The organism is Micromonospora sp. LOL_021 (genome assembly GCF_048060215.1).
In the GTDB taxonomy this organism is placed as follows: Bacteria; Actinomycetota; Actinomycetes; order Mycobacteriales; family Micromonosporaceae; genus Micromonospora_E.
Genome location: NZ_JBHMIN010000002.1, coordinates 81,724 through 103,976, shown reverse-complemented (window position 1 = coordinate 103,976; position 22,253 = coordinate 81,724). Strand labels below are relative to the sequence as shown.

Here is a 22,253-nt window from a genome sequence, read left to right as displayed (position 1 = left end):
GCGATCTCCCCGTACGACAGGCCTTGACGCGGCACGGACAGGCAGGCACGCTGACTACAGCAAGCTGTTTCACGGGCTTGCGACGGCCAAAGCTGGGTAATGGCACCAGCAGCGGGTCACCGGATCGGGAGACCGGTCAGGGGTCCCGTTGTTCGCCAGCCCCCACCAGGCTCCGTGGGAACGCCGCGTTCCGAGCGGTACGGAGGCACCGGTCCCGGTCGCCCCGACCAGCTCCGCGACGTCCTTCGGCGTCGGGCTGGACAGCGGTTAGCCGCTCGGCTACACTGCTAGTTTGCGCTGCCTTCCGACTTGCCTCGCGCCCGGAATGTCCGATCCTGGATATTTTGACCGAGGTTTTTTGGAGTGCGCGCGAAACAGCCGTCTGCAGCACCGGTCCTCGGAAGGACGCATCTTGGCAGCTTCCCGCCCTGCGAAGACCAGTCGTACGTCGAGCGCTTTCGCTCCTCGCCGAATCTCATTCGGCCGGATCACCGAACACCTCGAGGTCCCCAACCTACTCTCCATCCAGACCGAGTCGTTCGACTGGCTGGTGGGCAACGAGGCTTGGCAGGGCCGGTCGGCTGACGACCCGCACGCACGATCCGGCCTCGCGGAGATCCTCGACGAGATCAGTCCCATTGAGGACTTTTCCGGCACCATGTCGCTCTCCTTCTCCAGCCCGCGCTTCGACGAGGTCAAGGCCTCGATCGAGGAGTGCAAGGAGAAGGACCTGACCTACTGCGCACCGCTCTTCGTCACCGCGGAGTTCACCAACAACACCACCGGCGAGATCAAGAGCCAGACGGTGTTCATGGGTGACTTCCCGATGATGACGCCGAAGGGCACCTTCATCATCAACGGCACTGAGCGCGTGGTGGTCAGCCAGCTCGTCCGGTCCCCGGGCGTGTACTTCGACAAGCAGCCGGACAAGACCTCCGACCGCGACCTGTCCAGCGTCAAGGTGATCCCTAGCCGGGGTGCCTGGCTGGAGTTCGACATCGACAAGCGCGACACCGTCGGTGTCCGCATCGACCGTAAGCGGCGTCAGGCCGTCACCGTCCTGCTCAAGGCCATCGGTTGGTCCGCCGACCGGATCCGGGAGCGGTTCGGCTGGTCCGAGCTGATGATGACCACCCTGGAGAAGGACCACATCGCCGGGGTGGACGAGGCGCTGCTCGACATCTACCGCAAGCTCCGTCCCGGTGAGCCGCCGACCCGCGAGAACGCGCAGACGCTGCTCGACAACCTGTTCTTCAACCCCAAGCGGTACGACGTCGCCAAGGTCGGCCGGTACAAGTTCAACAAGAAGCTCAACCTCGACGTCCCGATCAACTCCGGGACGCTCACCGAGGACGACATCGTCGCCACCGTCGAGTACCTCTGCCGGCTGCACGCCGGTGAGGAGGGCTACGAGGCCGACGACATCGACCACTTCGGTAACCGGCGGCTGCGTACCGTCGGCGAGCTGATCCAGAACCAGGTGCGGGTCGGCCTGTCTCGGATGGAGCGGGTTGTCCGCGAGCGGATGACCACGCAGGACGTCGAGGCCATCACGCCGCAGACCCTGATCAACATCCGCCCGGTGGTGGCGGCGATCAAGGAGTTCTTCGGCACCTCGCAGCTGTCCCAGTTCATGGACCAGACCAACCCGCTGGCCGGGTTGACCCACCGCCGGCGACTCAGCGCGCTCGGCCCGGGTGGTCTGTCCCGGGAGCGGGCCGGCTTCGAGGTCCGTGACGTGCACCCGTCGCACTACGGCCGGATGTGCCCGATCGAGACCCCGGAAGGCCCGAACATCGGTCTGATCGGGGCGTTGTCCACCTTCGGGCGGGTCAACCCGTTCGGCTTCATCGAGACCCCGTACCGCAAGGTCATCGACGGCCGGGTCACCGACCAGATCGACTACCTGACCGCGGACGAGGAGGACCGGTTCGTCAAGGCGCAGGCCAACGCGCCGCTGATGGCCGACGGCACCTTCGCCGAGGACCGGGTCCTGGTCCGACGCAAGGGCGGTGAGGTCGACTTCGTCCCGCCGGCGGCCGTCGACTACATGGACGTCTCACCGCGGCAGATGGTCTCCGTCGCCACCGCGATGATCCCGTTCCTGGAACACGACGACGCCAACCGGGCGCTGATGGGCGCGAACATGCAGCGCCAGGCGGTGCCGCTGGTCAAGGCGGAGTCCCCGCTGGTCGGCACCGGCATGGAGTACCGCGCCGCGGTCGACGCCGGTGACGTGGTGATCGCCGAGTCCGGTGGTGTGGTCGAGGATCTGTGCGCCGACTACGTCACCGTGCACCAGGACGACGGCCACCGCCGGACCTACCTGCTGCACAAGTTCCGTCGCTCGAACGCCGGCTCCTGCGTCAACCAGAAGCCGACCGTCTTCGAGGGTGACCGGGTCGAGGCCGGCCAGGTCATCGCGGACGGCCCGTGCACCGACGACGGCGAGATGGCCCTCGGCCGCAACCTGCTCGTGGCGTTCATGCCGTGGGAGGGTTACAACTACGAGGACGCCATCATCCTGTCCCAGCGGCTGGTGCAGCAGGATGTGCTCACCTCGATCCACATCGAGGAGCACGAGGTCGACGCCCGGGACACCAAGCTCGGCCCCGAGGAGATCACCCGCGACATCCCGAACGTCAGCGAGGAAATGCTCGCCGACCTCGACGAGCGCGGCATCATCCGGATCGGTGCCGAGGTGGTCCCCGGTGACATCCTGGTCGGCAAGGTCACCCCGAAGGGCGAGACCGAGCTGACCCCGGAGGAGCGGCTGCTGCGGGCGATCTTCGGCGAGAAGGCCCGGGAGGTCCGGGACACCTCACTGAAGGTGCCGCACGGCGAGACCGGCACGGTGATCGGCGTACGGACCTTCTCCCGTGACGACGGCGACGAGTTGCCGCCCGGCGTCAACGAGCTGGTCCGGGTCTACGTCGCGCAGAAGCGGAAGATCCAGGACGGCGACAAGCTCGCCGGCCGGCACGGCAACAAGGGCGTCATCTCCAAGATCCTGCCGGTCGAGGACATGCCGTTCCTCTCCGACGGCACGCCGGTCGACATCGTGCTCAACCCGCTCGGTGTGCCGGGCCGGATGAACATCGGCCAGATCCTGGAGACCCACCTCGGGTGGGTAGCCAAGACCGGGTGGAAGGTCGAGGGCGACGACGCCGAGTGGAAGGCCGCGCTGCGCGCCATCGGCTCGGACGACGCCGAGCCGGACACCAACGTCGCGACCCCGGTCTTCGACGGTGTCCGCGAGGAGGAGATCACCGGCCTGCTGGGCAGCACCCTGCCCAATCGGGACGGCGTGCAGCTGATCGGCAGCTCGGGCAAGGCCCAGCTGTTCGACGGCCGGTCCGGTGAGCCGCTGCCGGACGCGATCGCGGTCGGCTACATCTACATCCTCAAGCTCAACCACCTGGTGGACGACAAGATCCACGCGCGGTCGACCGGCCCGTACTCCATGATCACCCAGCAGCCGCTCGGCGGTAAGGCTCAGTTCGGCGGCCAGCGCTTCGGTGAGATGGAGTGCTGGGCGATGCAGGCCTACGGCGCCGCCTACGCGCTGCAGGAGCTGCTCACCATCAAGTCGGACGACGTCCTGGGCCGGGTCAAGGTCTACGAGGCGATCGTCAAGGGCGAGAACATCCCCGAGCCGGGTATCCCGGAGTCGTTCAAGGTGCTGCTCAAGGAGCTGCAGTCGCTGTGCCTCAACGTCGAGGTGCTGTCCAGCGACGGCGTGGCCCTGGAGATGCGCGAGACCGACGACGAGGTGTTCCGGGCCGCGGAGGAACTCGGTATCGACCTGTCCCGGCGGGAGCCGAGCTCGGTCGAGGAAGTGTGAGGCGCGGTCGGCGGCCCTGACCCCAGGGCCGCCGACCGGGGCCCGTGAACCAGCAGTAGCGACGACGACATAGGGGACACGAAACGTGCTCGACGTCAACTTCTTCGACGAGTTGCGCATCGGTCTCGCCACCGCCGACGACATTCGTCAGTGGTCCCACGGCGAGGTCAAGAAGCCCGAGACGATCAACTACCGCACCCTCAAGCCGGAGAAGGACGGGCTCTTCTGCGAGAAGATCTTCGGCCCGCAGCGGGACTGGGAGTGCTACTGCGGCAAGTACAAGCGCGTCCGCTTCAAGGGCATCATCTGTGAGCGGTGCGGCGTCGAGGTGACCCGATCCAAGGTCCGTCGGGAGCGGATGGGGCACATCGAGCTCGCCGCTCCGGTTACTCACATCTGGTACTTCAAGGGCGTCCCGAGCCGGCTCGGCTACCTGCTCGACCTGGCGCCGAAGGACCTGGAAAAGATCATCTACTTCGCGTCGTACGTGGTGACCGGGGTGGACGCCGAGGCGCGCCACCGCGACATGTCGACGATCGAAAACGAGATCTTCGCGGAGAAGCGCCAGTCGGAGAACAGCCGCGACTCGGAGATCGAGAAGCGGGCCGCCAAGCTGGAGGCCGACCTGGCCGAACTGGAGGCCGAGGGCGCCAAGGCCGACGTACGCCGCAAGGTCAAGGAGTCCGGCGAGCGGGAGATGCGCCAGATCCGCGACCGGGCGCAGCGGGAGATCGACCGGCTCGACGAGGTGCTCGACACCTTCCGCAAGCTGGAGCCGAAGCAGCTGGTCACCGACGAGCTGCTGTACCGGGAGCTGCGCGACCGGTTCGGTGAGTACTTCACCGGCGGGATGGGCGCCGAGGCGATCAAGACCCTGCTGCAGCACATGGACCTGGACGCCGAGGCGGACAACCTGCGGGAGATCATCCGGAGCGGCAAGGGCCAGCGCAAGATCCGGGCCTTGAAGCGGCTCAAGGTGGTCGCCGCGTTCCTCAGCACCCGCAACTCGCCCGGGGGCATGGTCCTCGACTGCGTACCGGTGATCCCGCCGGACCTGCGCCCGATGGTGCAGCTCGACGGTGGCCGGTTCGCCACCAGCGACCTCAACGACCTGTACCGCCGGGTGATCAACCGGAACAACCGGCTCAAGCGGCTGATCGACCTCGGCGCACCCGAGATCATCGTCAACAACGAGAAGCGGATGCTGCAGGAGGCCGTCGACGCGCTGTTCGACAACGGCCGCCGCGGCCGGCCGGTCACCGGCCCGGGTAACCGCCCGCTGAAGTCGCTGTCCGACATGCTCAAGGGCAAGCAGGGTCGGTTCCGGCAGAACCTGCTCGGCAAGCGGGTCGACTACTCCGGCCGGTCGGTCATCGTCGTCGGCCCGAAGCTGAAGCTGCACCAGTGTGGTCTGCCCAAGCAGATGGCGCTGGAGCTGTTCAAGCCGTTCGTGATGAAGCGGCTGGTCGACCTGAACCACGCGCAGAACATCAAGTCCGCCAAGCGGATGGTCGAGCGGCAGCGGCCGGTGGTGTGGGACGTGCTCGAAGAGGTCATCTCCGAGCACCCGGTGCTGCTCAACCGGGCACCGACCCTGCACCGGCTGGGCATCCAGGCGTTCGAGCCGCAGCTGGTCGAGGGCAAGGCGATCCAGATCCACCCGCTGGTCTGCACCGCCTTCAACGCCGACTTCGACGGTGACCAGATGGCGGTGCACGTACCGCTGTCGGCCGAGGCACAGGCCGAGGCCCGGATCCTGATGCTGTCGTCGAACAACATCCTCAAGCCGTCCGACGGCAAGCCGGTGACCATGCCCACCCAGGACATGATCATCGGGCTGTACCACCTCACCCACCGGACCGAGGGTCTGACCGGTGAGGGCCGGGTGTTCAGCTCGGACGCCGAGGCCCGGATGGCGTTCGACAACGGCGAACTGCACCTGCAGTCGCCGGTGCGGATCCGGCTGCGGGGCGTGGTCGAGGTCGACAACGGCGCCGGCGCGTCCCGCTGGGCGGCACCCGAGGGCTGGCAGCCCGGCGAGCCGCTGATCGTCGACACCACCCTCGGCCGGGTGCTGTTCAACGAGGTCATGCCGGTCGGCTACCGGTTCGTCAACTACGAGGTCCGCAAGAGCCAGCTGTCGGCGATCGTCAACGACCTGGCCGAGCGGTTCCCGAAGGTGGCCCTCGCCGCCACCCTGGACGGGCTCAAGGAGGCCGGCTACCACTGGGCCACCTGGTCCGGCGTGACCATCGGCATGCAGGACGTCGTCGCGCCGCCACACAAGCAGGAGACCCTGGAGCGGTACGAGGCGGAGGCCGCCCGGATCGACAAGCAGTACCAGCGTGGTCTGATGACCGGCGAGGAACGGCGCGGTGAGCTGATCGAGATCTGGACCAAGGCGACCAACGAGATCGCCAAGGATCTGGAGACCTCGCTGCCCCACGAGAACCCGCTGTGGAAGATGATCCACTCGGGTGCCCGAGGCAACCTGCTGCAGCTGCGGCAGATCGCGGCGATCCGTGGTCTGGTGGCCAACCCGAAGGGCGAAATCATCCCGCGGCCGATCAAGTCGAGCTACCGGGAGGGTCTGTCGGTACTGGAGTACTTCATCTCCACCCACGGTGCCCGTAAGGGTCTGGCCGACACCGCGCTGCGGACCGCCGACTCCGGTTACCTGACCCGTCGACTGGTCGACGTGTCGCAGGACGTCATCATCCGCGAGGAGGACTGCGGCACCGACCGGGCGATCACCATGCAGGTCGGTGAGCGGCTCGACGGCAAGCTGGTGGTGCACGAGTTCGCCGAGACCGGCGTGCACGCCCGTACCCTCGCCGAGGACATCAAGGGCGCCGACGGCGAGGTCGTGGTCGAGCGCGGAGCGGACCTCAACTCGATCCTGGTGGACAAGCTGGTCGCCGCCGGGGTCGAGACGGTGCGGGTACGCAGCGTGCTCACCTGCGAGTCCAAGCTGGGCGTCTGCGGCGCCTGCTACGGGCGTTCGCTGCCCACCGGTAAGACGGTGGACATCGGCGAGGCGGTCGGCATCATCGCCGCCCAGTCGATCGGTGAGCCGGGCACCCAGCTGACGATGCGGACCTTCCACACCGGTGGTGTCGCCGGTGAGGACATCACCCAGGGTCTGCCCCGGGTGCAGGAGATCTTCGAGGCCCGGGTGCCGAAGGGCAAGGCGCCGATCGCCGACACCCCGGGCCGGGTGCGGATCGAGGACGGCGAGCGGTCCCGGAAGATCGTCGTCATCCCGGATGACGGCAGCGACGAGATCGTCCACGACAAGGTCTCAAAGCGGGTCCGGCTGCGGGTGCACGACGGTGACCACGTCACCGTCGGCGAGAAGCTCACCGAGGGCACCATCGATCCGCACGAACTGCTGCGGATCCTCGGCCCGCGGGCGGTCCAGGTCCACCTGACCCAGGAGGTCCAGGAGGTCTACCGCTCGCAGGGTGTGCTGATCCACGACAAGCACATCGAGATCATCATCCGGCAGATGCTCAAGCGGGTGACGGTCATCGACTCCGGCGGCACCGAACTGCTACCCGGGGTGCTCGTCGACCGCGCGGTCTTCGAGTCGGAGAACCGCCGGCTCGTCTCCGAAGGCGGCGAGCCCGCCGCCGGTCGGCCGATGCTCATGGGTATCACCAAGGCGTCGCTGGCCACCGACTCCTGGCTCTCGGCGGCCTCCTTCCAGGAGACCACCCGGGTGCTGACCGACGCGGCGATCAACGCCCGCAGCGACTCGCTGATCGGCCTCAAGGAGAACGTGATCATCGGTAAGCTCATCCCGGCCGGTACCGGCATCAGCAAGTACCGCAACATCCGGGTCGAGCCGACCGAGGAAGCGAAGGCGAAGGTCTACTCGATGACCGGCTACCCGGAGACCGACTACGGGTTCGGGCCGGCCAGCGGGCAGGCCGTACCGCTGGACGACTTCGATTTCGGTTCCTACCGCTGATCAACGGCAGGTACGACTGTTCGGGCGCCTGTCCCGCCGCGACCGCGGCGGGACAGGCGCCTTCAGCTTGTAGGCTGGCACCGTGCAGGTGACCCCGGTGCCCCAGGCCGCGCACCCGACGCCACGGCATCCGGCGGACCCCGACCCGGTGCGGTCCACCAAGGCCGGAGCCGTCTTCGCGCTCGGGCTGGTCGCGGCGATCACCGGGCTGCTGGTCGGCGGCGTCGTACCGGCCGTGGTGGCGCTGCTGCTGGCCAACCAGGCGCGCCGGGAGGCGTATTCGTCGCGGGGTTACCTGACCGGGGCGGGCTGGCTGCGCCGCGGCGAACGCCTGGCCTGGACGGGCCTGCTTCTCGCCGCCGTGACGCTGACCCTGGCGCTGGTGCTCGGCATCTTCGACTGGGCCACCGGTCCGGTCGGGCAGGACTTCGGCCCCGGCATCGACTGACCGCAGCGGCACCCGACCGGTCGCAGGACGAGGAGGAACGCAGGTGACCCAGTTCCCGGGGTACGGGACCGCAATGTCGCCGGCCGGGCCGCCGGCCGGCGCCCGTCCGGTGGCGCCGCCACCGCCGGAGGGACGGCTGTCCCCCCGGCGGGTGGAGCAGGTTCCCGGCACGAGTTTCGGGCTGGTGCACCTGGAGGTGCGGCCGGTGGTGTCCGGGCTGGCGGTGACGTCGTTGATCGCCGGGGTCATCTCGGCGCTGGTGTCGCTCGCCGTCGGCTGCCTGGGCTTGGCCGGCGCGGACGGCGGCTGGGGCGGTTGGGCCGCCGGGGCGTTCACCCTGCTCGGCGTCGCCTTCGGGGCGGGGGCCGTCGGTCTGGGCCTGCTCGGGTTGCGTCAGGTCCGGCAGACCGCGCCACCGCCGGCGGTGCGGTTCACCGGCCGCGGTCTGGCACTCGCCGGGATCAGTAGCGGCGGGGCGGGCCTGGCGGTGACCCTGTTCGGTTTCGCCCTCGCGCTCCTGCTGGCCGCCGCCTGACATCGGCAGGAGCACCCGGCAAGTGCCAGTACGCCGCCCGCCCGGCCGGCACCCGGGCGAACCGGTACACTTGGTGACCGGAGCGGTCCGCTGCGGGCGGAGCAGACAGACGGCCGATCCGAGGTCCGGGGTTCGGGTTCCGAGATTGCGGAGCCGGGGTCAGGAGTTCGGTGCCGCCGTTTTGACCTGCGCGCGCGTGGTGGGTACTCTACCCTCTTGTGCCCGGCCTGCCCGGGTGAGTCGTGCGTGCGCCCGATCCAGACCGGCGGCCCGATCCAGGTCGATGGTCGTCGAGCAGCGCAGCGGCGAAGTGCAGATCCCGGTGGTTGACAGCTGACGGCCGGGTCCGCGCGCGGGCGACACGCCCGACCGCGGGTGCCGGTGCCCTGGCGGGTGGCCGGTCGGAGTGTAGGAGAGTCGGCCTGCGGGGCGGCTGAGGAAAAGTGCGGCCGCCCGTGCGGCCGGAGGGAGCAAAGGAACCCGGTGCCAACGATCCAGCAGCTGGTCCGTAAGGGCCGCCAGGACAAGACGAGCAAGACCAAGACGCCGGCGCTCAAGGGCAGCCCGCAGCGTCGTGGCGTGTGCACCCGTGTGTACACCACCACCCCCAAGAAGCCGAACTCCGCGCTGCGCAAGGTCGCTCGGGTGAAGCTGAGCAGCCAGATCGAGGTGACCGCCTACATTCCCGGCGTCGGCCACAACCTGCAGGAGCACTCCATCGTGCTGGTGCGCGGCGGCCGGGTGAAGGACCTCCCGGGCGTCCGCTACAAGATCGTCCGCGGTTCGCTGGACACCCAGGGTGTCCGTAACCGCAAGCAGGCTCGCAGCCGCTACGGCGCGAAGAAGGAGAAGAGCTGAGATGCCGCGTAAGGGCCCTGCTCCGCGTCGCCCCTTGGTCGCGGACCCGGTGTACAACTCCCCGCTGGTGACCCAGCTGGTCAACAAGATCCTGCTGCGGGGCAAGCGCCAGCTCGCCGAGCGGATCGTCTACGGCGCCCTGGAGGGCTGCCGGGAGAAGTCCGGCACCGACCCGGTCGTCACCCTCAAGCGCGCCATGGACAACGTGAAGCCGACCCTGGAGGTCCGCAGCCGCCGGGTCGGTGGCGCGACGTACCAGGTCCCGGTCGAGGTCCGCCCGTCCCGGGCGACCACCCTCGGGCTGCGCTGGCTCGTCCAGTACTCCAAGGCCCGCCGGGAGAAGACGATGATCGAGCGGCTGATGAACGAGCTGCTGGACGCGAGCAACGGTCTCGGCGCGGCGGTCAAGCGCCGCGAGGACACCCACAAGATGGCGGAGTCCAACAAGGCCTTCGCCCACTACCGCTGGTAGGCCGCTGTCATGCCCGCCGGCATAGCCGCGCAGACACAGTCGACGACGAGACGAAGTAGGGATTGAAGTGGCCGCCGTAGACGCGCTCGCCAAGGTACGCAACATCGGCATCATGGCGCACATCGATGCCGGTAAGACCACCACCACTGAGCGGATCCTGTTCTACACCGGTATCACCTACAAGATCGGTGAGGTCCACGAGGGCGCTGCCGTCATGGACTGGATGGAACAGGAGCAGGAGCGGGGCATCACCATCACCTCCGCCGCCACCAAGTGCGAGTGGAAGGGCCACACGATCCAGATCATCGACACGCCGGGCCACGTCGACTTCACGGTCGAGGTCGAGCGGTCGTTGCGGGTGCTCGATGGTGCGGTCGCGGTCTACGACGGCGTGGCCGGCGTGGAGCCGCAGACCGAGAACGTGTGGCGGCAGGCGGACAAGTACAAGGTCCCCCGGATGTGCTTCGTCAACAAGCTCGACCGGACCGGGGCCGACTTCTTCCGCTGCGTGCAGATGATGGTGGACCGGCTCAACGCCACCCCGCTGGTGCTGCAGATTCCGATCGGCCTCGAGAGCGGCCACATCGGCGTCGTCGACCTGGTCGAGATGCGGGCGCTCACCTGGCGTGGTGAGACGATGAAGGGCGAGGACTACGCGGTCGAGGAGATCCCGGCCGACCTCGCCGACTCGGCCGCCGAGTGGCGGGAGAAGCTGCTGGAGACCCTCGCCGACGTGGACGACTCCATCATGGAGAAGTACCTCGAGGGTGAGGAGTTGTCGGTCGAGGAGGTCAAGGCGGCGGTCCGCCGGGCCACCCTCGCCGACAAGGGCAACCCGGTGCTGTGCGGCTCGGCGTTCAAGAACAAGGGCGTCCAGCCGATGCTGGACGCGGTGGTCGACTACCTGCCGTCGCCGCTGGACGTGCCAGCGATCGAGGGCACCGCGACGGACGGCGAGACGCCGATGCTGCGCAAGCCGTCGACCACCGAGCCGTTCTCCGGCCTCGCGTTCAAGATCCAGACCGACCGGCACCTCGGCAAACTGACCTACGTACGGGTCTACTCCGGCACGCTGGACTCCGGGTCCCAGGTGATCAACTCCACCAAGGACCGCAAGGAGCGGATCGGCAAGATCTACCAGATGCACGCGAACAAGCGTGAGGAGCGGGCGACCGCGATCGCCGGCGACATCATCGCCGTCCAGGGCCTGAAGCAGACCACCACCGGCGACACCCTGTCCGATCCGGCGAACCCGGTCATCCTGGAGTCGATGACGTTCCCGGAGCCGGTCATCGAGGTGGCGATCGAGCCCAAGACAAAGGCCGACCAGGAGAAGCTCTCCACCGCGATCCAGCGGCTGGCCGAGGAGGACCCGACCTTCCGCGTCAAGAACGACGAGGAGACCGGGCAGACGGTCATCGCCGGCATGGGCGAGCTGCACCTGGACATCCTGGTCGACCGGATGCGCCGCGAGTTCAACGTCGAGGCCAACATCGGCAAGCCGCAGGTGGCGTACCGGGAGACCATCCGCCGGAAGGTGGAGAAGGTCGAGTACACCCACAAGAAGCAGACCGGTGGTTCCGGCCAGTACGCTCGGGTGATCATCAGTCTGGAGCCGCTGCCGCTGGACAACGAGGCGCCGACCTACGAGTTCGCCAACGCGGTGACCGGTGGCCGGGTGCCGCGGGAGTTCATCCCGTCGGTTGACGCCGGTGCCCAGGACGCCATGCAGTACGGCATCCTCGCCGGCTTCCCGCTGGTCGGGGTCAAGCTGACCCTGGTCGACGGGCAGTACCACGAGGTCGACTCGTCCGAGATGGCGTTCAAGATCGCCGGCTCGATGGCGCTCAAGGAAGCCGCCCGTCGGGCGGATCCGGCGCTGCTCGAGCCGATGATGGCCGTTGAGGTCACCTCTCCCGAGGAGAACATGGGTGACGTCATCGGCGACCTCAACTCCCGGCGTGGCATCATCCAGGCGATGGAGGAGCGCGGCGGAGCCCGCGTCGTCCGTGCCCTGGTGCCACTGTCGGAGATGTTCGGCTACGTCGGCGACCTGCGGTCGAAGACCCAGGGCCGGGCGAGCTACAGCATGCAGTTCGACTCCTACGCCGAAGTGCCGCAGAGCGTGGCGAAGGAGATCATCGCGAAGGCGACGGGCGAGTAACGGGTCGGGGAGATGACCCTCCCCGGCCCGTCTCGGGCGAACTGCATACCGGGCCTGAAGGCGTGACCGCCGCAAGACCCGAGCACTTCCCGGTCGCCGACACCGGACCGGAAAGGCTGTCGACAGAGTCCTAAGCGCCGAACGGCGCGCCGGGCGTACGAACCAAGAAGTCCACAGGAGGACACCAGTGGCGAAGGCGAAGTTCGAGCGGACTAAGCCGCACGTCAACATCGGCACCATTGGTCACATCGACCACGGTAAGACGACGCTGACGGCGGCCATCACCAAGGTCCTGCACGACAGGATGCCGGACCTCAACCCGTACACGCCGTTCGACGAGATCGACAAGGCGCCGGAGGAGAAGGCCCGCGGCATCACGATCTCGATCGCGCACGTCGAGTACCAGACCGAGGCGCGGCACTACGCGCACGTCGACTGCCCCGGGCACGCCGACTACATCAAGAACATGATCACCGGTGCCGCGCAGATGGACGGCGCGATCCTGGTGGTCGCGGCGACCGACGGCCCGATGCCGCAGACCCGCGAGCACGTGCTGCTGGCCCGTCAGGTCGGCGTCCCGTACATCGTCGTGGCGCTCAACAAGAGCGACATGGTCGACGACGAGGAGCTGCTCGAGCTGGTCGAGCTCGAGGTCCGTGAGCTGCTGTCGGCCCAGGAGTACCCGGGCGACGACCTGCCGGTGGTTCGGGTCTCCGCGCTGAAGGCGCTGGAGGGCGACGAAGAGTGGTCCGACAAGCTCATGGAGCTGATGAACGCGGTCGACACCGCGATCCCGCAGCCCGAGCGGGAGACCGAGAAGCCGTTCCTGATGCCGATCGAGGACGTCTTCACGATCACCGGTCGGGGCACCGTGGTGACCGGTCGCGCCGAGCGTGGCGTGCTCAAGCCGAACGAGGAGGTGGAGATCGTCGGCATCCGTGAGAAGTCGATGAAGACCACCTGCACCGGTATCGAGATGTTCCGCAAGCTGCTCGACGAGGCGCGGGCCGGTGAGAACGTCGGTCTGCTGCTGCGTGGTATCAAGCGCGAGGACGTCGAGCGCGGCATGGTGGTCATCAAGCCGGGTACCACCACCCCGCACACGGAGTTCGAGGCGACGGTCTACATCCTCTCCAAGGAGGAGGGCGGCCGGCACACCCCGTTCTTCCAGAACTACCGTCCGCAGTTCTACTTCCGGACCACCGACGTGACCGGCGTGGTCACGTTGCCGGAAGGCACCGAGATGGTCATGCCCGGTGACAACACCTCGATGAGCGTGAAGCTGATCCAGCCGATCGCCATGGAGGAGAACCTGAAGTTCGCGATCCGGGAGGGTGGCCGCACCGTCGGCGCCGGCCGGGTCACCAAGATCATCAAGTGAACTGGTAACCCGATTGGCCTTGCCGTACCTCGGTACGGCATACTAGTCAGGTTGCGTCCGCGTAGGGTGGCTGGCTGCCCGGCAGCCAGCCACCCTCGCACGGCGTCCGGGGCAGACTCGCCGCGGCATCCGCACTCTTCGGCAGCGTACGGCTTCGCCGTTTCGTCGACCGGGGTGGTGATGCCGCTGGCCTGGCCCGGTGCCCAAGACCTCAGCGGTGGGGATCGTCTCCGCGTGGGGCCAGATCGCTCCGGAGTCCCGGGGCGGAGCCTGGTCAGCGGGTGCGACACGCCCGACCGCGGGGGTCGGACACCGAAATGAAACGGCAGCGCCGGGGTCCGACCGGCGGCATCCGCTCCGGCGAGCGGGCTCCATTGCGGGCGGAGAGAGAAGGAACAGAAGCCACCATGGCGGGACAAAAGATCCGCATCCGGCTCAAGGCCTATGACCACGAGGTCGTGGACTCCTCGGCGCGGAAGATCGTCGAGACGGTGACGCGCACCGGCGCTCAGGTCGCAGGCCCGGTGCCGCTGCCCACTGAGATCAACCGTTTCTGCGTCATCCGTTCGCCGCACAAGTACAAGGACTCGCGCGAGCACTTCGAGATGCGCACGCACAAGCGTCTGATCGACATCATCGACCCGACTCCGAAGACGGTCGATTCGCTGATGCGCCTCGACCTGCCGGCTGGCGTCGACATCGAGATCAAGCTGTAGGGACCGGACAATGGACAGGCAAGTGAAGGGCATCCTGGGCGCCAAGCTCGGCATGACCCAGGTCTGGGACAACAACCGGGTCGTCCCGGTGACGGTGGTGCAGGCCGGCCCGTGTGTGGTGACCCAGGTGCGGACCGCCGACAAGGACGGTTACTCCGCGGTTCAGCTCGCGTTCGGCGCGGTTGACCCGCGCAAGGTGAACAAGCCGGAATCCGGTCACTTCGCCAAGTCCGGCGTGGCACCGCGGCGGCACCTGGTCGAGCTGCGCACCACGGACGCCAGCGAGTACGAGCTGGGCCAGGAGATCACCGTCGAGACCTTCGAGCCGGGTGCCCGGGTCGACGTCACCGGCCGGACCAAGGGCAAGGGCTTCGCCGGTGTCATGAAGCGGCACGGCTTCCACGGCCTGCGGGCCAGCCACGGTGTCGAGCGCAAGCACCGCTCGCCCGGCTCGATCGGCGCCTGCGCGACCCCTGGCCGCGTCTTCAAGGGCGTCAAGATGGCCGGCCGCATGGGCAGCGTGCGCTACACCGTGCAGAACCTCACCGTGCAGGCGGTCGACCCGGAGAGCAACCTGCTGCTCGTCAAGGGCGCGATCCCGGGTCCGGCCGGCGCGCTGATCCTGGTCCGCAGCGCGGCGAAGGCGCAGGCGAAGAAGGGCGGTGCCGCCAAATGACCACCGTTGACGTGATCAACCCCGAGGGTGCCAAGAGCGGCACCGTCGACCTGCCGGGCGAGGTCTTCGACGTACAGGCCAACATCGCCCTGATGCACCAGGTCGTGGTCGCCCAGCTCGCCGCCGCGCGGCAGGGCACCCACAAGACCAAGACCCGCGGCGAGGTCGCCGGCGGCGGCAAGAAGCCGTACAAGCAGAAGGGCACCGGGCGGGCCCGGCAGGGCTCGATCCGCGCGCCGCAGTTCGCCGGCGGTGGCGTGGTGCACGGCCCGGTGCCGCGCGACTACAGCCAGCGGACCCCCAAGAAGATGAAGGCCGCCGCGCTGCGCGGTGCCCTCTCCGACCGGGCGCGGTCCGGGCAGCTGCACGTCGTGGAGGCGTTCGTCACCGGTGAAAAGCCGTCGACCAAGAGCGCCCTGGCCACGCTGCGCAAGGTCAGCTCCGCCAAGCGGGTGCTGGTCGTGCTGAGCGCGACCGACGAGCTCAACTGGCTGTCGCTGCGCAACCTGCGCAACAGCACGCCGCTGGTGCACCTCATCGAGGTGGGTCAGCTCAACACGTACGACGTGCTGGTCGCCGACGACGTGGTCTTCACCAAGGGAGCTCTCGACGAGTTCCTCGGTGGTCCGGCGCAGACCGAGGAGGGCGACAAGTGAGCACGATTGCCGACCCGCGCGACATCATCGTGGCGCCGGTGGTCTCGGAGAAGAGCTACGCCGAGCTCAACCGGAACTGGTACACGTTCCTGGTCCACCCGGACGCCAACAAGACCCAGATCAAGATCGCGATCCAGCAGATCTTCGACGTCCGCGTGCTGACCGTGAACACGCTCAACCGCGAGGGCAAGCGCAAGCGCACCCGTACCGGCTTCGGTCAGCGCAAGGCGACCAAGCGGGCGATGGTGAAGCTGGCCGACGGTGACCGTATCGAGGCCTTCGGCGGCCCGGTCAGCTGAGGGGTGTAGACAATGCCAATCCGTAAGTACAAGCCGACGACGCCGGGCCGCCGTGGTTCGTCCGTCGCCGACTTCGCCGAGATCACCCGGTCCACGCCGGAGAAGTCGCTGCTGGTGCCGCTGCCCAAGAAGGGCGGTCGGAACACGCACGGCCGGATCACCGCCCGGCACCACGGCGGCGGCCACAAGCGCCAGTACCGGCTGATCGACTTCAAGCGGGTCGACAAGGACGGCGTACCGGCGAAGGTCGCGCACATCGAGTACGACCCGAACCGGACCGCCCGGATCGCGCTGCTGCACTACGCCGACGGTGAGAAGCGCTACATCATCGCGCCGAAGGACCTGAAGCAGGGCGACACCGTCGAGTCCGGTCCCGGGGCCGACATCAAGCCCGGCAACAACCTGCCGCTGCGCAACATCCCGGTCGGTTCCACCATCCACGGTGTGGAGCTGCGGCCGGGTGGCGGCGCCAAGCTGGCCCGCTCGGCCGGTACCGGCATCCAGCTGCTCGGCCGGGAGGGTGCCTACGCGACGCTGCGGATGCCCTCCGGCGAGATCCGCCGGGTCGACGTGCGCTGCCGGGCCACCATCGGTGAGATCGGCAACGCCGACCAGTCAAACATCAACTGGGGCAAGGCGGGCCGCATGCGGTGGAAGGGCAAGCGCCCGACCGTCCGTGGCGTCGCGATGAACCCGGTCGACCACCCGCACGGTGGTGGTGAGGGCAAGACCTCCGGTGGTCGCCACCCGGTGAACCCGAAGGGCAAGCCGGAGGGCCGGACCCGTCGTAAGGGCCAGCCGAGTGACCGGCTGATCGTCCGCCGCCGCTACGCCACCCGCAAGCGCGGCTAGAAGGAGTCTGGTAGCACATGCCTCGCAGCCTGAAGAAGGGCCCGTTCGTCGACGACCACCTGATGAAGAAGGTGGAGACGCAGAACGACAAGGGCTCGAAGAACGTCATCAAGACCTGGTCGCGGCGCTCGACGATCACCCCGGAGATGCTCGGGCACACGATCGCCGTGCACGACGGGCGCAAGCACGTCCCGGTGTTCATCACCGAGTCGATGGTCGGGCACAAGCTCGGCGAGTTTGCCCTGACCCGCACCTTCAAGGGTCACGAGAAGGACGACCGCAAGAGCCGTCGGCGCTGAGTCGCGGGCACGGATAGAGGATCAAGGGGTTACAGCGATGCCAGTGAAGGGCGACGCTCCGGTGCTTCCGGGCGCGCGGGCGGTTGCGCGGTACGTGCGCATCTCGCCGATGAAGGCGCGTCGGGTGGTCGACCTCGTCCGCGGTCTGCCCGCGAAGGAGGCACTCACCGTCCTGCAGTTCGCGCCGCAGGCCGCCAGTGAGCAGGTGTACAAGGTCCTGGCCAGCGCGATCGCCAACGCCGAGAACAACGAGCAGCTGGACCCCGACGCGCTGCTGGTCAGCGAGGCGTTCGTGGACGAGGGTCCGACGCTGAAGCGGTTCCGGCCACGGGCGCAGGGCCGGGCGTACCGGATCCGTAAGCGGACCTGCCACATCACCATCGCGGTGGAGGCCGTCGCCGCGGCGAAGCCGACGCGGCGGGCGGCCAAGGCCCAGCCGGCGAAGGCCGCGAAGAAGGCTCAGCCGGCCGAGGCGGCGGCGGCGACCGACGCGCAGCCGGCGGCCGTGGAGCAGACCGAGAGCACGGCGCAGGGCGGCGCGACCGCGAACGAGCCGGCCGGCGGCAAGCAGAGCAGCACGGAGGGTGCCGAGTAATGGGTCAGAAAGTTCACCCGCACGGGTTCCGGCTCGGCATCTCGACCGACTGGAAGTCGCGCTGGTACGCGGACAAGCTGTACAAGGACTACATCGCCGAGGACGTCAAGATCCGCCGGATGATGTCCAGCGGTCTCGAGCGGGCCGGTATCTCCAAGGTGGACATCGAGCGGACCCGTGACCGGGTCCGGGTCGACATCCACACCGCCCGCCCGGGCATCGTCATCGGCCGCAAAGGCGCCGAGGCGGACCGGATCCGGGGCAAGCTGGAGAAGCTCACCGGCAAGCAGGTGCAGCTGAACATCCTCGAGGTGAAGAGCCCCGAGTCGGACGCACAGCTGGTCGCGCAGGGCGTCGCCGAGCAGCTGGCCAGCCGGGTCAGCTTCCGGCGGGCGATGCGCAAGGCCATGCAGTCGGCGATGAAGAACCCGATCGTCAAGGGTATCCGGGTGCAGGTCTCCGGCCGGCTCGGCGGTGCGGAGATGAGCCGTACCGAGTTCTACCGCGAGGGTCGGGTGCCGCTGCACACGCTGCGGGCCAACATCGAGTACGGCTTCTTCGAGGCCCGGACCACCTTTGGTCGCATCGGCGTCAAGGTGTGGATCTACAAGGGCGACGCGGTCCCGGGGCGGGAGGCTCCGGCCGAGGCGCCCAGCCGTCCCCGCCGGGAGCGGCCGGACCGGCCCCGTCGCGGGCGTTCCGGCTCCAGCGGGACGACCGCCGGTGGCACCGAGGCCGGCCGGGCGGCCGCCGCGGAGATCTCCGGTGGCCCGTCGACCACGACCAGCAGTGCCGCGCCGGCTGATGCCGCGCCGGCCACTCCGGCCGCTTCGGCCGGAGCGGACAGCTCAGCGCAGGAGGGCTGACAGATGCTGATCCCGCGCAAGCCCCCGAAGGGCTTCCGCAAGCCGCATCACCCGAGCCGTACCGGCGCCGCCAAGGGCGGCACCCGGGTGGTGTTCGGCGAGTTCGGTATCCAGGCGCTCGAGCCGGCGTATGTGACCAACCGTCAGATCGAGTCGGCCCGTATCGCCATGACCCGCCACATCAAGCGTGGTGGCAAGGTCTGGATCACGGTCTTCCCCGACCATGCGCTGACCAAGAAGCCGGCCGAGACCCGGATGGGGTCCGGTAAGGGCTCGCCCGAGTGGTGGGTCGCCAACATCAAGCCGGGACGGGTGCTCTTCGAGATGTCCTTCCCGAACGAGCAGATCGCGCGTGAGGCGATGCGTCGTGCGATCCACAAGCTCCCGATGAAGTGCCGCATCGTGACGCGCGAAGTGGGTGAAAGCTGATGGCAGCGGGCGTTTCGGCCGCCGAGCTGCGTGAACTCTCCGAGGAGGAGCTGGTCACGAAGCTGCGGGAGGCCAAGGCGGAGCTGTTCAACCTCCGCGTGCAGGCCGCGACCGGTCAGCTGGACAACAACCGCCGGCTGCAGGTCATCCGTCGGGAGATCGCCCGGATCTACACGATCATGCGTGAGCGTGAGTTGGGACTCTCCGCCGCGCCGACTGAGGTGGCTGCATCATGAGTGAGAACACCGCCCCCGAGCAGGGCGCAACGGTCGTCCGGGCCCGCCGCAAGGTTCGCGAAGGGCTCGTGGTCAGCGACAAGATGGAAAAGACCGTCGTCGTCGAGGTCGAGGACCGGGTCAAGCACCGGCTGTACGGCAAGGTCATGCGCCGTACCAGCAAGCTGAAGGCACACGACGAGCAGAACGCGTGCGGGGTCGGTGACCGGGTGCTGCTGATGGAGACCCGGCCGCTGTCCGCCACCAAGCGGTGGCGGGTCGTCGAGATCCTCGAGAAGGCGAAGTAGCCGGGCGACCCGTCCGCCGCCGTCGCGCGGCGTTCGGGTCGGTCGGGTCCGGATGGCAGCCCGCGCGTAGCGCGGACCAGGTTCTTCCAAGCTCCGGGTGACCGGAGGACTGGCAGACATAGGAGATAGACGTGATCCAGCAGGAGTCGCGACTGCGTGTCGCCGACAACACGGGTGCCCGGGAGATCCTGTGCATCCGGGTGCTCGGTGGCTCCGGTCGGCGCTACGCAGGCATCGGCGACGTGATCGTCGGGACGGTCAAGGACGCGATTCCCGGCGCCGGCGTGAAGAAGGGCGACGTGGTGAAGGCCGTCGTGGTCCGGACCGCGAAGGAGAAGCGGCGGCCGGACGGGTCGTACATCCGCTTCGACGAGAACGCTGCCGTCATCATCAAGGACGGTGGGGACCCGCGCGGTACCCGCATCTTCGGCCCGGTCGGGCGTGAGCTGCGGGACAAGCGGTTCATGAAGATCATTTCTTTGGCGCCGGAGGTGCTGTGACCGTGAAGGTGAAGAAGGGCGACACGGTCGTCGTCATCGCCGGTAAGGACAAGGGTGCCAAGGGCAAGGTCATCGCGGCCTACCCACGGCAGGACAAGGTCCTCGTCGAAGGCGTGAACCGGATCAAGAAGCACACCCGCATCCAGACCACCCAGCGCGGCGGACAGACCGGTGGCATCGTCACCCAGGAAGCTCCGATCCACGTCTCGAACGTGCAGGTGCTCGACTCCGACGGCAAGCCGACCCGGGTCGGTTACCGGTTCGACGACAGCGGCCAGAAGGTGCGAATCGCGCGTAGCAACGGTAAGGACCTGTGATGACCACCGCTACCCAGACCAGGCCGGCGCCGCGCCTCAAGCAGCGGTACCGCGAGGAGACCATCGCGCAGCTGCGTGAGCAGTTCCAGTACGCGAACCCGATGCAGGTTCCGGGGCTCGTCAAGATCGTCGTGAACATGGGTGTCGGCGAGGCCGCCCGGGACGCCAAGCTGATCGACGGTGCCATGCGTGACCTGGCCACCATCACCGGTCAGAAGCCGCAGGTGCGTCGGGCGACCAAGTCGATCGCGCAGTTCAAGCTCCGCGAGGGGATGCCGATCGGCGCGAAGGTCACCCTGCGCGGTGACCGGATGTGGGAGTTCCTGGACCGGCTGCTGTCCATCGCGCTGCCCCGAATCCGGGACTTCCGCGGGCTGGACGGTCGCAAGCTCGACGGCAACGGCAACTACACCTTCGGGCTCACCGAGCAGTCGGTGTTCCACGAGATCGACCAGGACCGGATCGACCGCACCCGGGGCATGGACATCACGGTGGTGACCACCGCCAAGACCGACGACGAGGGCCGGGCGCTGCTCAAGCTCCTGGGCTTCCCGTTCAAGGAGAACTGAGCTATGGCCAAGAAGGCGCTGATCATCAAGGCCGCCGCGAAGCCGAAGTTCTCGGTGCGCGCGTACACCCGTTGCCAGCGGTGCGGGCGGCCCAAGGCGGTCTACCGCAAGTTCGGCCTCTGCCGGGTCTGCATCCGGGAGATGGCGCACCGCGGTGAGCTGCCCGGCGTGTCCAAGGCTTCCTGGTAACCCCACCTTGACAGGTCTTCGCCGTAGGCCCGGCGGCACGGCCACCGGGAACCCCGGCGAGAAAGGTTGACGAGACCCATGACGATGACCGACCCGATCGCAGACATGCTGACCCGTCTGCGCAACGCCAACCAGGCGTACCACGACCGGGTGACGATGCCGTACTCGAAGGTCAAGGCGAACATCGCCGAGGTCCTCAAGGCCGAGGGTTACATCTCGACCTGGCAGGTCGAGGACCCCGCGGAGGGTGCCGTCGGCCGGCGGCTGGTGGTCGATTTGAAGTACGGCCAGAACCGGGAGCGCAGCCTCGCCGGGATCAAGCGCGTGTCCAAGCCGGGTCTGCGGGTGTACGCCAAGTCGGATGAGCTGCCCCGAGTGCTCGGCGGCCTGGGCGTGGCGATCATTTCGACGTCCCAGGGGCTGCTCACCGACCGGCAGGCCCGTAAGCGGAGCGTGGGCGGGGAAGTCCTCGCCTTCGTCTGGTAATCGGGAGACTGGTAACAATGTCGCGTATTGGACGTAAGTCGATCCCGGTGCCGGCCGGCGTCGATGTCAAGATCGATGGCCAGACCATCACGGTCAAGGGCCCCAAGGGCGAGCTGTCGCACGTCCTGCCCGAGTCGATCACCGTTGAGCGGGCCGAGGACGGTCAGCTTCAGATCAACCGGGCCAACGACGAGCGTCAGGCCAAGGAACTGCACGGGCTGAGCCGTACCCTGGTGTCGAACATGGTCATCGGGGTGACCGACGGTTACCGCAAGACCCTGGAGATCGCGGGTACGGGTTACCGGGTCACCGCCAAGGGCAAGGACCTGGAGTTCGCGCTCGGGTTCTCGCACCCGGTGCTGGTGCCGGCCCCGGAGGGGATCACCTTCACCGTGGAGCGGCCGACGCTGTTCCACGTGGCCGGGATCAACAAGTGGCAGGTCGGTGAGGTCGCCGCCAACATCCGGAAGATCCGCCCGCCGGAGCCGTACAAGGGCAAGGGCGTGAAGTACCAGGGCGAGGTCATCCGCCGCAAGGCCGGAAAGGCAGGTAAGAAGTGAGCGCGAGGAGCGAGCTTGCGAGCCCCGCAGTCGCGAACGGAGGCGG

Annotated in this window: 24 protein-coding genes and 1 pseudogene; all 25 read left to right on the top strand. The window is 68.0% G+C overall.

Annotated features, from left to right (window positions below; genetic code table 11):
- The first annotated feature begins 412 nt into the window (after positions 1-412).
- The 25 genes and pseudogenes from ACFHWT_RS02630 (at position 413) to rplF (ending at position 22,207) form a co-directional block, all read left to right on the top strand.
- Positions 413-3,844 (top strand): DNA-directed RNA polymerase subunit beta, encoded by a 3,432-nt coding sequence (locus ACFHWT_RS02630; protein WP_278173667.1) that lies wholly within the window; start codon positions 413-415, stop codon positions 3,842-3,844.
- 85 nt (positions 3,845-3,929) lie between these two features.
- The gene (locus tag ACFHWT_RS02625) at positions 3,930-7,817 is read left to right on the top strand and encodes a DNA-directed RNA polymerase subunit beta' (protein WP_416592962.1); all 3,888 of its coding nucleotides are present in this window, start codon (positions 3,930-3,932) and stop codon (positions 7,815-7,817) included.
- 82 nt (positions 7,818-7,899) lie between these two features.
- Positions 7,900-8,265 carry a hypothetical protein gene (locus tag ACFHWT_RS02620; RefSeq protein WP_416592961.1) on the top strand — a complete coding sequence of 122 codons (366 nt, stop codon included), beginning with the start codon at positions 7,900-7,902 and terminating at the stop codon, positions 8,263-8,265.
- Between the two features lie 151 nt (positions 8,266-8,416).
- The gene (locus tag ACFHWT_RS02615; protein WP_416593148.1) at positions 8,417-8,800 is read left to right on the top strand and encodes a hypothetical protein; all 384 of its coding nucleotides are present in this window, start codon (positions 8,417-8,419) and stop codon (positions 8,798-8,800) included.
- Positions 8,801-9,283: 483 nt separating this feature from the next.
- Positions 9,284-9,658, top strand: a complete 375-nt coding sequence (rpsL, locus tag ACFHWT_RS02610; RefSeq protein ID WP_123606153.1) for a 30S ribosomal protein S12 — start codon at positions 9,284-9,286, stop codon at positions 9,656-9,658.
- A gap of 1 nt (position 9,659) precedes the next feature.
- Positions 9,660-10,130 (top strand): 30S ribosomal protein S7, encoded by a 471-nt coding sequence (gene rpsG, locus ACFHWT_RS02605; RefSeq protein WP_278112081.1) that lies wholly within the window; start codon positions 9,660-9,662, stop codon positions 10,128-10,130.
- Positions 10,131-10,197: 67 nt separating this feature from the next.
- Positions 10,198-12,294, top strand: a complete 2,097-nt coding sequence (fusA, locus tag ACFHWT_RS02600) for an elongation factor G (RefSeq protein WP_416592960.1) — start codon at positions 10,198-10,200, stop codon at positions 12,292-12,294.
- A 187-nt stretch (positions 12,295-12,481) separates the two neighbouring features.
- Positions 12,482-13,675 (top strand): elongation factor Tu, encoded by a 1,194-nt coding sequence (gene tuf / locus ACFHWT_RS02595; RefSeq protein ID WP_281551894.1) that lies wholly within the window; start codon positions 12,482-12,484, stop codon positions 13,673-13,675.
- A gap of 407 nt (positions 13,676-14,082) precedes the next feature.
- Complete coding sequence (gene rpsJ, locus ACFHWT_RS02590; RefSeq protein WP_007073037.1) at positions 14,083-14,391, top strand: 30S ribosomal protein S10; 309 nt, start codon at positions 14,083-14,085, stop codon at positions 14,389-14,391.
- 10 nt (positions 14,392-14,401) lie between these two features.
- A complete protein-coding gene (gene rplC, locus ACFHWT_RS02585; protein WP_278173677.1) occupies positions 14,402-15,067 on the top strand; it encodes a 50S ribosomal protein L3 in 666 nt (221 codons plus the stop codon).
- Entirely contained in the window at positions 15,064-15,723 is a 660-nt protein-coding gene (gene rplD, locus ACFHWT_RS02580; protein ID WP_416592959.1) for a 50S ribosomal protein L4, read from the top strand. The genes rplC and rplD overlap by 4 nt, the downstream gene beginning before the upstream one ends.
- Positions 15,720-16,022 carry a 50S ribosomal protein L23 gene (gene rplW, locus ACFHWT_RS02575; protein WP_278173680.1) on the top strand — a complete coding sequence of 101 codons (303 nt, stop codon included), beginning with the start codon at positions 15,720-15,722 and terminating at the stop codon, positions 16,020-16,022. Before rplD ends, rplW begins: the two co-directional genes overlap by 4 nt.
- 12 nt (positions 16,023-16,034) lie before the next feature.
- Positions 16,035-16,874 (top strand): 50S ribosomal protein L2, encoded by an 840-nt coding sequence (rplB, locus tag ACFHWT_RS02570; protein WP_278173683.1) that lies wholly within the window; start codon positions 16,035-16,037, stop codon positions 16,872-16,874.
- A gap of 17 nt (positions 16,875-16,891) precedes the next feature.
- Complete coding sequence (rpsS, locus tag ACFHWT_RS02565) at positions 16,892-17,173, top strand: 30S ribosomal protein S19 (RefSeq protein ID WP_123606145.1); 282 nt, start codon at positions 16,892-16,894, stop codon at positions 17,171-17,173.
- A gap of 37 nt (positions 17,174-17,210) precedes the next feature.
- Positions 17,211-17,669, top strand: a pseudogene (gene rplV / locus ACFHWT_RS02560) (50S ribosomal protein L22); the annotation flags it as partial.
- A gap of 98 nt (positions 17,670-17,767) precedes the next feature.
- Entirely contained in the window at positions 17,768-18,634 is an 867-nt protein-coding gene (gene rpsC, locus ACFHWT_RS02555; protein ID WP_278173687.1) for a 30S ribosomal protein S3, read from the top strand.
- A gap of 3 nt (positions 18,635-18,637) precedes the next feature.
- Positions 18,638-19,063 (top strand): 50S ribosomal protein L16, encoded by a 426-nt coding sequence (gene rplP, locus ACFHWT_RS02550; RefSeq protein WP_416592958.1) that lies wholly within the window; start codon positions 18,638-18,640, stop codon positions 19,061-19,063.
- On the top strand, positions 19,063-19,299 hold the full coding sequence (gene rpmC, locus ACFHWT_RS02545) for a 50S ribosomal protein L29 (RefSeq protein ID WP_278173689.1): 237 nt from the start codon (positions 19,063-19,065) through the stop codon (positions 19,297-19,299). Before rplP ends, rpmC begins: the two co-directional genes overlap by 1 nt.
- A complete protein-coding gene (rpsQ, locus tag ACFHWT_RS02540; protein ID WP_123606140.1) occupies positions 19,296-19,586 on the top strand; it encodes a 30S ribosomal protein S17 in 291 nt (96 codons plus the stop codon). The genes rpmC and rpsQ overlap by 4 nt, the downstream gene beginning before the upstream one ends.
- Before the next feature lie 131 nt (positions 19,587-19,717).
- Entirely contained in the window at positions 19,718-20,086 is a 369-nt protein-coding gene (gene rplN, locus ACFHWT_RS02535) for a 50S ribosomal protein L14 (RefSeq protein ID WP_123606139.1), read from the top strand.
- A complete protein-coding gene (rplX, locus tag ACFHWT_RS02530; RefSeq protein ID WP_123606138.1) occupies positions 20,083-20,403 on the top strand; it encodes a 50S ribosomal protein L24 in 321 nt (106 codons plus the stop codon). Before rplN ends, rplX begins: the two co-directional genes overlap by 4 nt.
- Complete coding sequence (gene rplE / locus ACFHWT_RS02525) at positions 20,403-20,972, top strand: 50S ribosomal protein L5 (protein WP_278173693.1); 570 nt, start codon at positions 20,403-20,405, stop codon at positions 20,970-20,972. The genes rplX and rplE overlap by 1 nt, the downstream gene beginning before the upstream one ends.
- Before the next feature lie 3 nt (positions 20,973-20,975).
- Complete coding sequence (locus tag ACFHWT_RS02520; protein WP_007465272.1) at positions 20,976-21,161, top strand: type Z 30S ribosomal protein S14; 186 nt, start codon at positions 20,976-20,978, stop codon at positions 21,159-21,161.
- A 78-nt stretch (positions 21,162-21,239) separates the two neighbouring features.
- Positions 21,240-21,647 carry a 30S ribosomal protein S8 gene (rpsH, locus tag ACFHWT_RS02515; RefSeq protein ID WP_123606136.1) on the top strand — a complete coding sequence of 136 codons (408 nt, stop codon included), beginning with the start codon at positions 21,240-21,242 and terminating at the stop codon, positions 21,645-21,647.
- 17 nt (positions 21,648-21,664) lie between these two features.
- Positions 21,665-22,207, top strand: a complete 543-nt coding sequence (gene rplF, locus ACFHWT_RS02510; RefSeq protein WP_282233529.1) for a 50S ribosomal protein L6 — start codon at positions 21,665-21,667, stop codon at positions 22,205-22,207.
- Positions 22,208-22,253: the final 46 nt, after the last annotated feature.

Coding starts and splice junctions, on each gene's coding strand:
- rpsG (WP_278112081.1), top strand. CDS start 9,660: ATGCCGCGTAAGGGCCCTGCTCCGCGTCGCCCCTTGGTCGCGGACCCG.
- rpsJ (WP_007073037.1), top strand. CDS start 14,083: ATGGCGGGACAAAAGATCCGCATCCGGCTCAAGGCCTATGACCACGAG.
- rplC (WP_278173677.1), top strand. CDS start 14,402: ATGGACAGGCAAGTGAAGGGCATCCTGGGCGCCAAGCTCGGCATGACC.
- rplD (WP_416592959.1), top strand. CDS start 15,064: ATGACCACCGTTGACGTGATCAACCCCGAGGGTGCCAAGAGCGGCACC.
- rplB (WP_278173683.1), top strand. CDS start 16,035: ATGCCAATCCGTAAGTACAAGCCGACGACGCCGGGCCGCCGTGGTTCG.
- rpsS (WP_123606145.1), top strand. CDS start 16,892: ATGCCTCGCAGCCTGAAGAAGGGCCCGTTCGTCGACGACCACCTGATG.
- rpsC (WP_278173687.1), top strand. CDS start 17,768: ATGGGTCAGAAAGTTCACCCGCACGGGTTCCGGCTCGGCATCTCGACC.
- rplP (WP_416592958.1), top strand. CDS start 18,638: ATGCTGATCCCGCGCAAGCCCCCGAAGGGCTTCCGCAAGCCGCATCAC.
- rpmC (WP_278173689.1), top strand. CDS start 19,063: ATGGCAGCGGGCGTTTCGGCCGCCGAGCTGCGTGAACTCTCCGAGGAG.
- rpsQ (WP_123606140.1), top strand. CDS start 19,296: ATGAGTGAGAACACCGCCCCCGAGCAGGGCGCAACGGTCGTCCGGGCC.
- rplE (WP_278173693.1), top strand. CDS start 20,403: ATGACCACCGCTACCCAGACCAGGCCGGCGCCGCGCCTCAAGCAGCGG.
- ACFHWT_RS02520 (WP_007465272.1), top strand. CDS start 20,976: ATGGCCAAGAAGGCGCTGATCATCAAGGCCGCCGCGAAGCCGAAGTTC.
- rpsH (WP_123606136.1), top strand. CDS start 21,240: ATGACGATGACCGACCCGATCGCAGACATGCTGACCCGTCTGCGCAAC.
- rplF (WP_282233529.1), top strand. CDS start 21,665: ATGTCGCGTATTGGACGTAAGTCGATCCCGGTGCCGGCCGGCGTCGAT.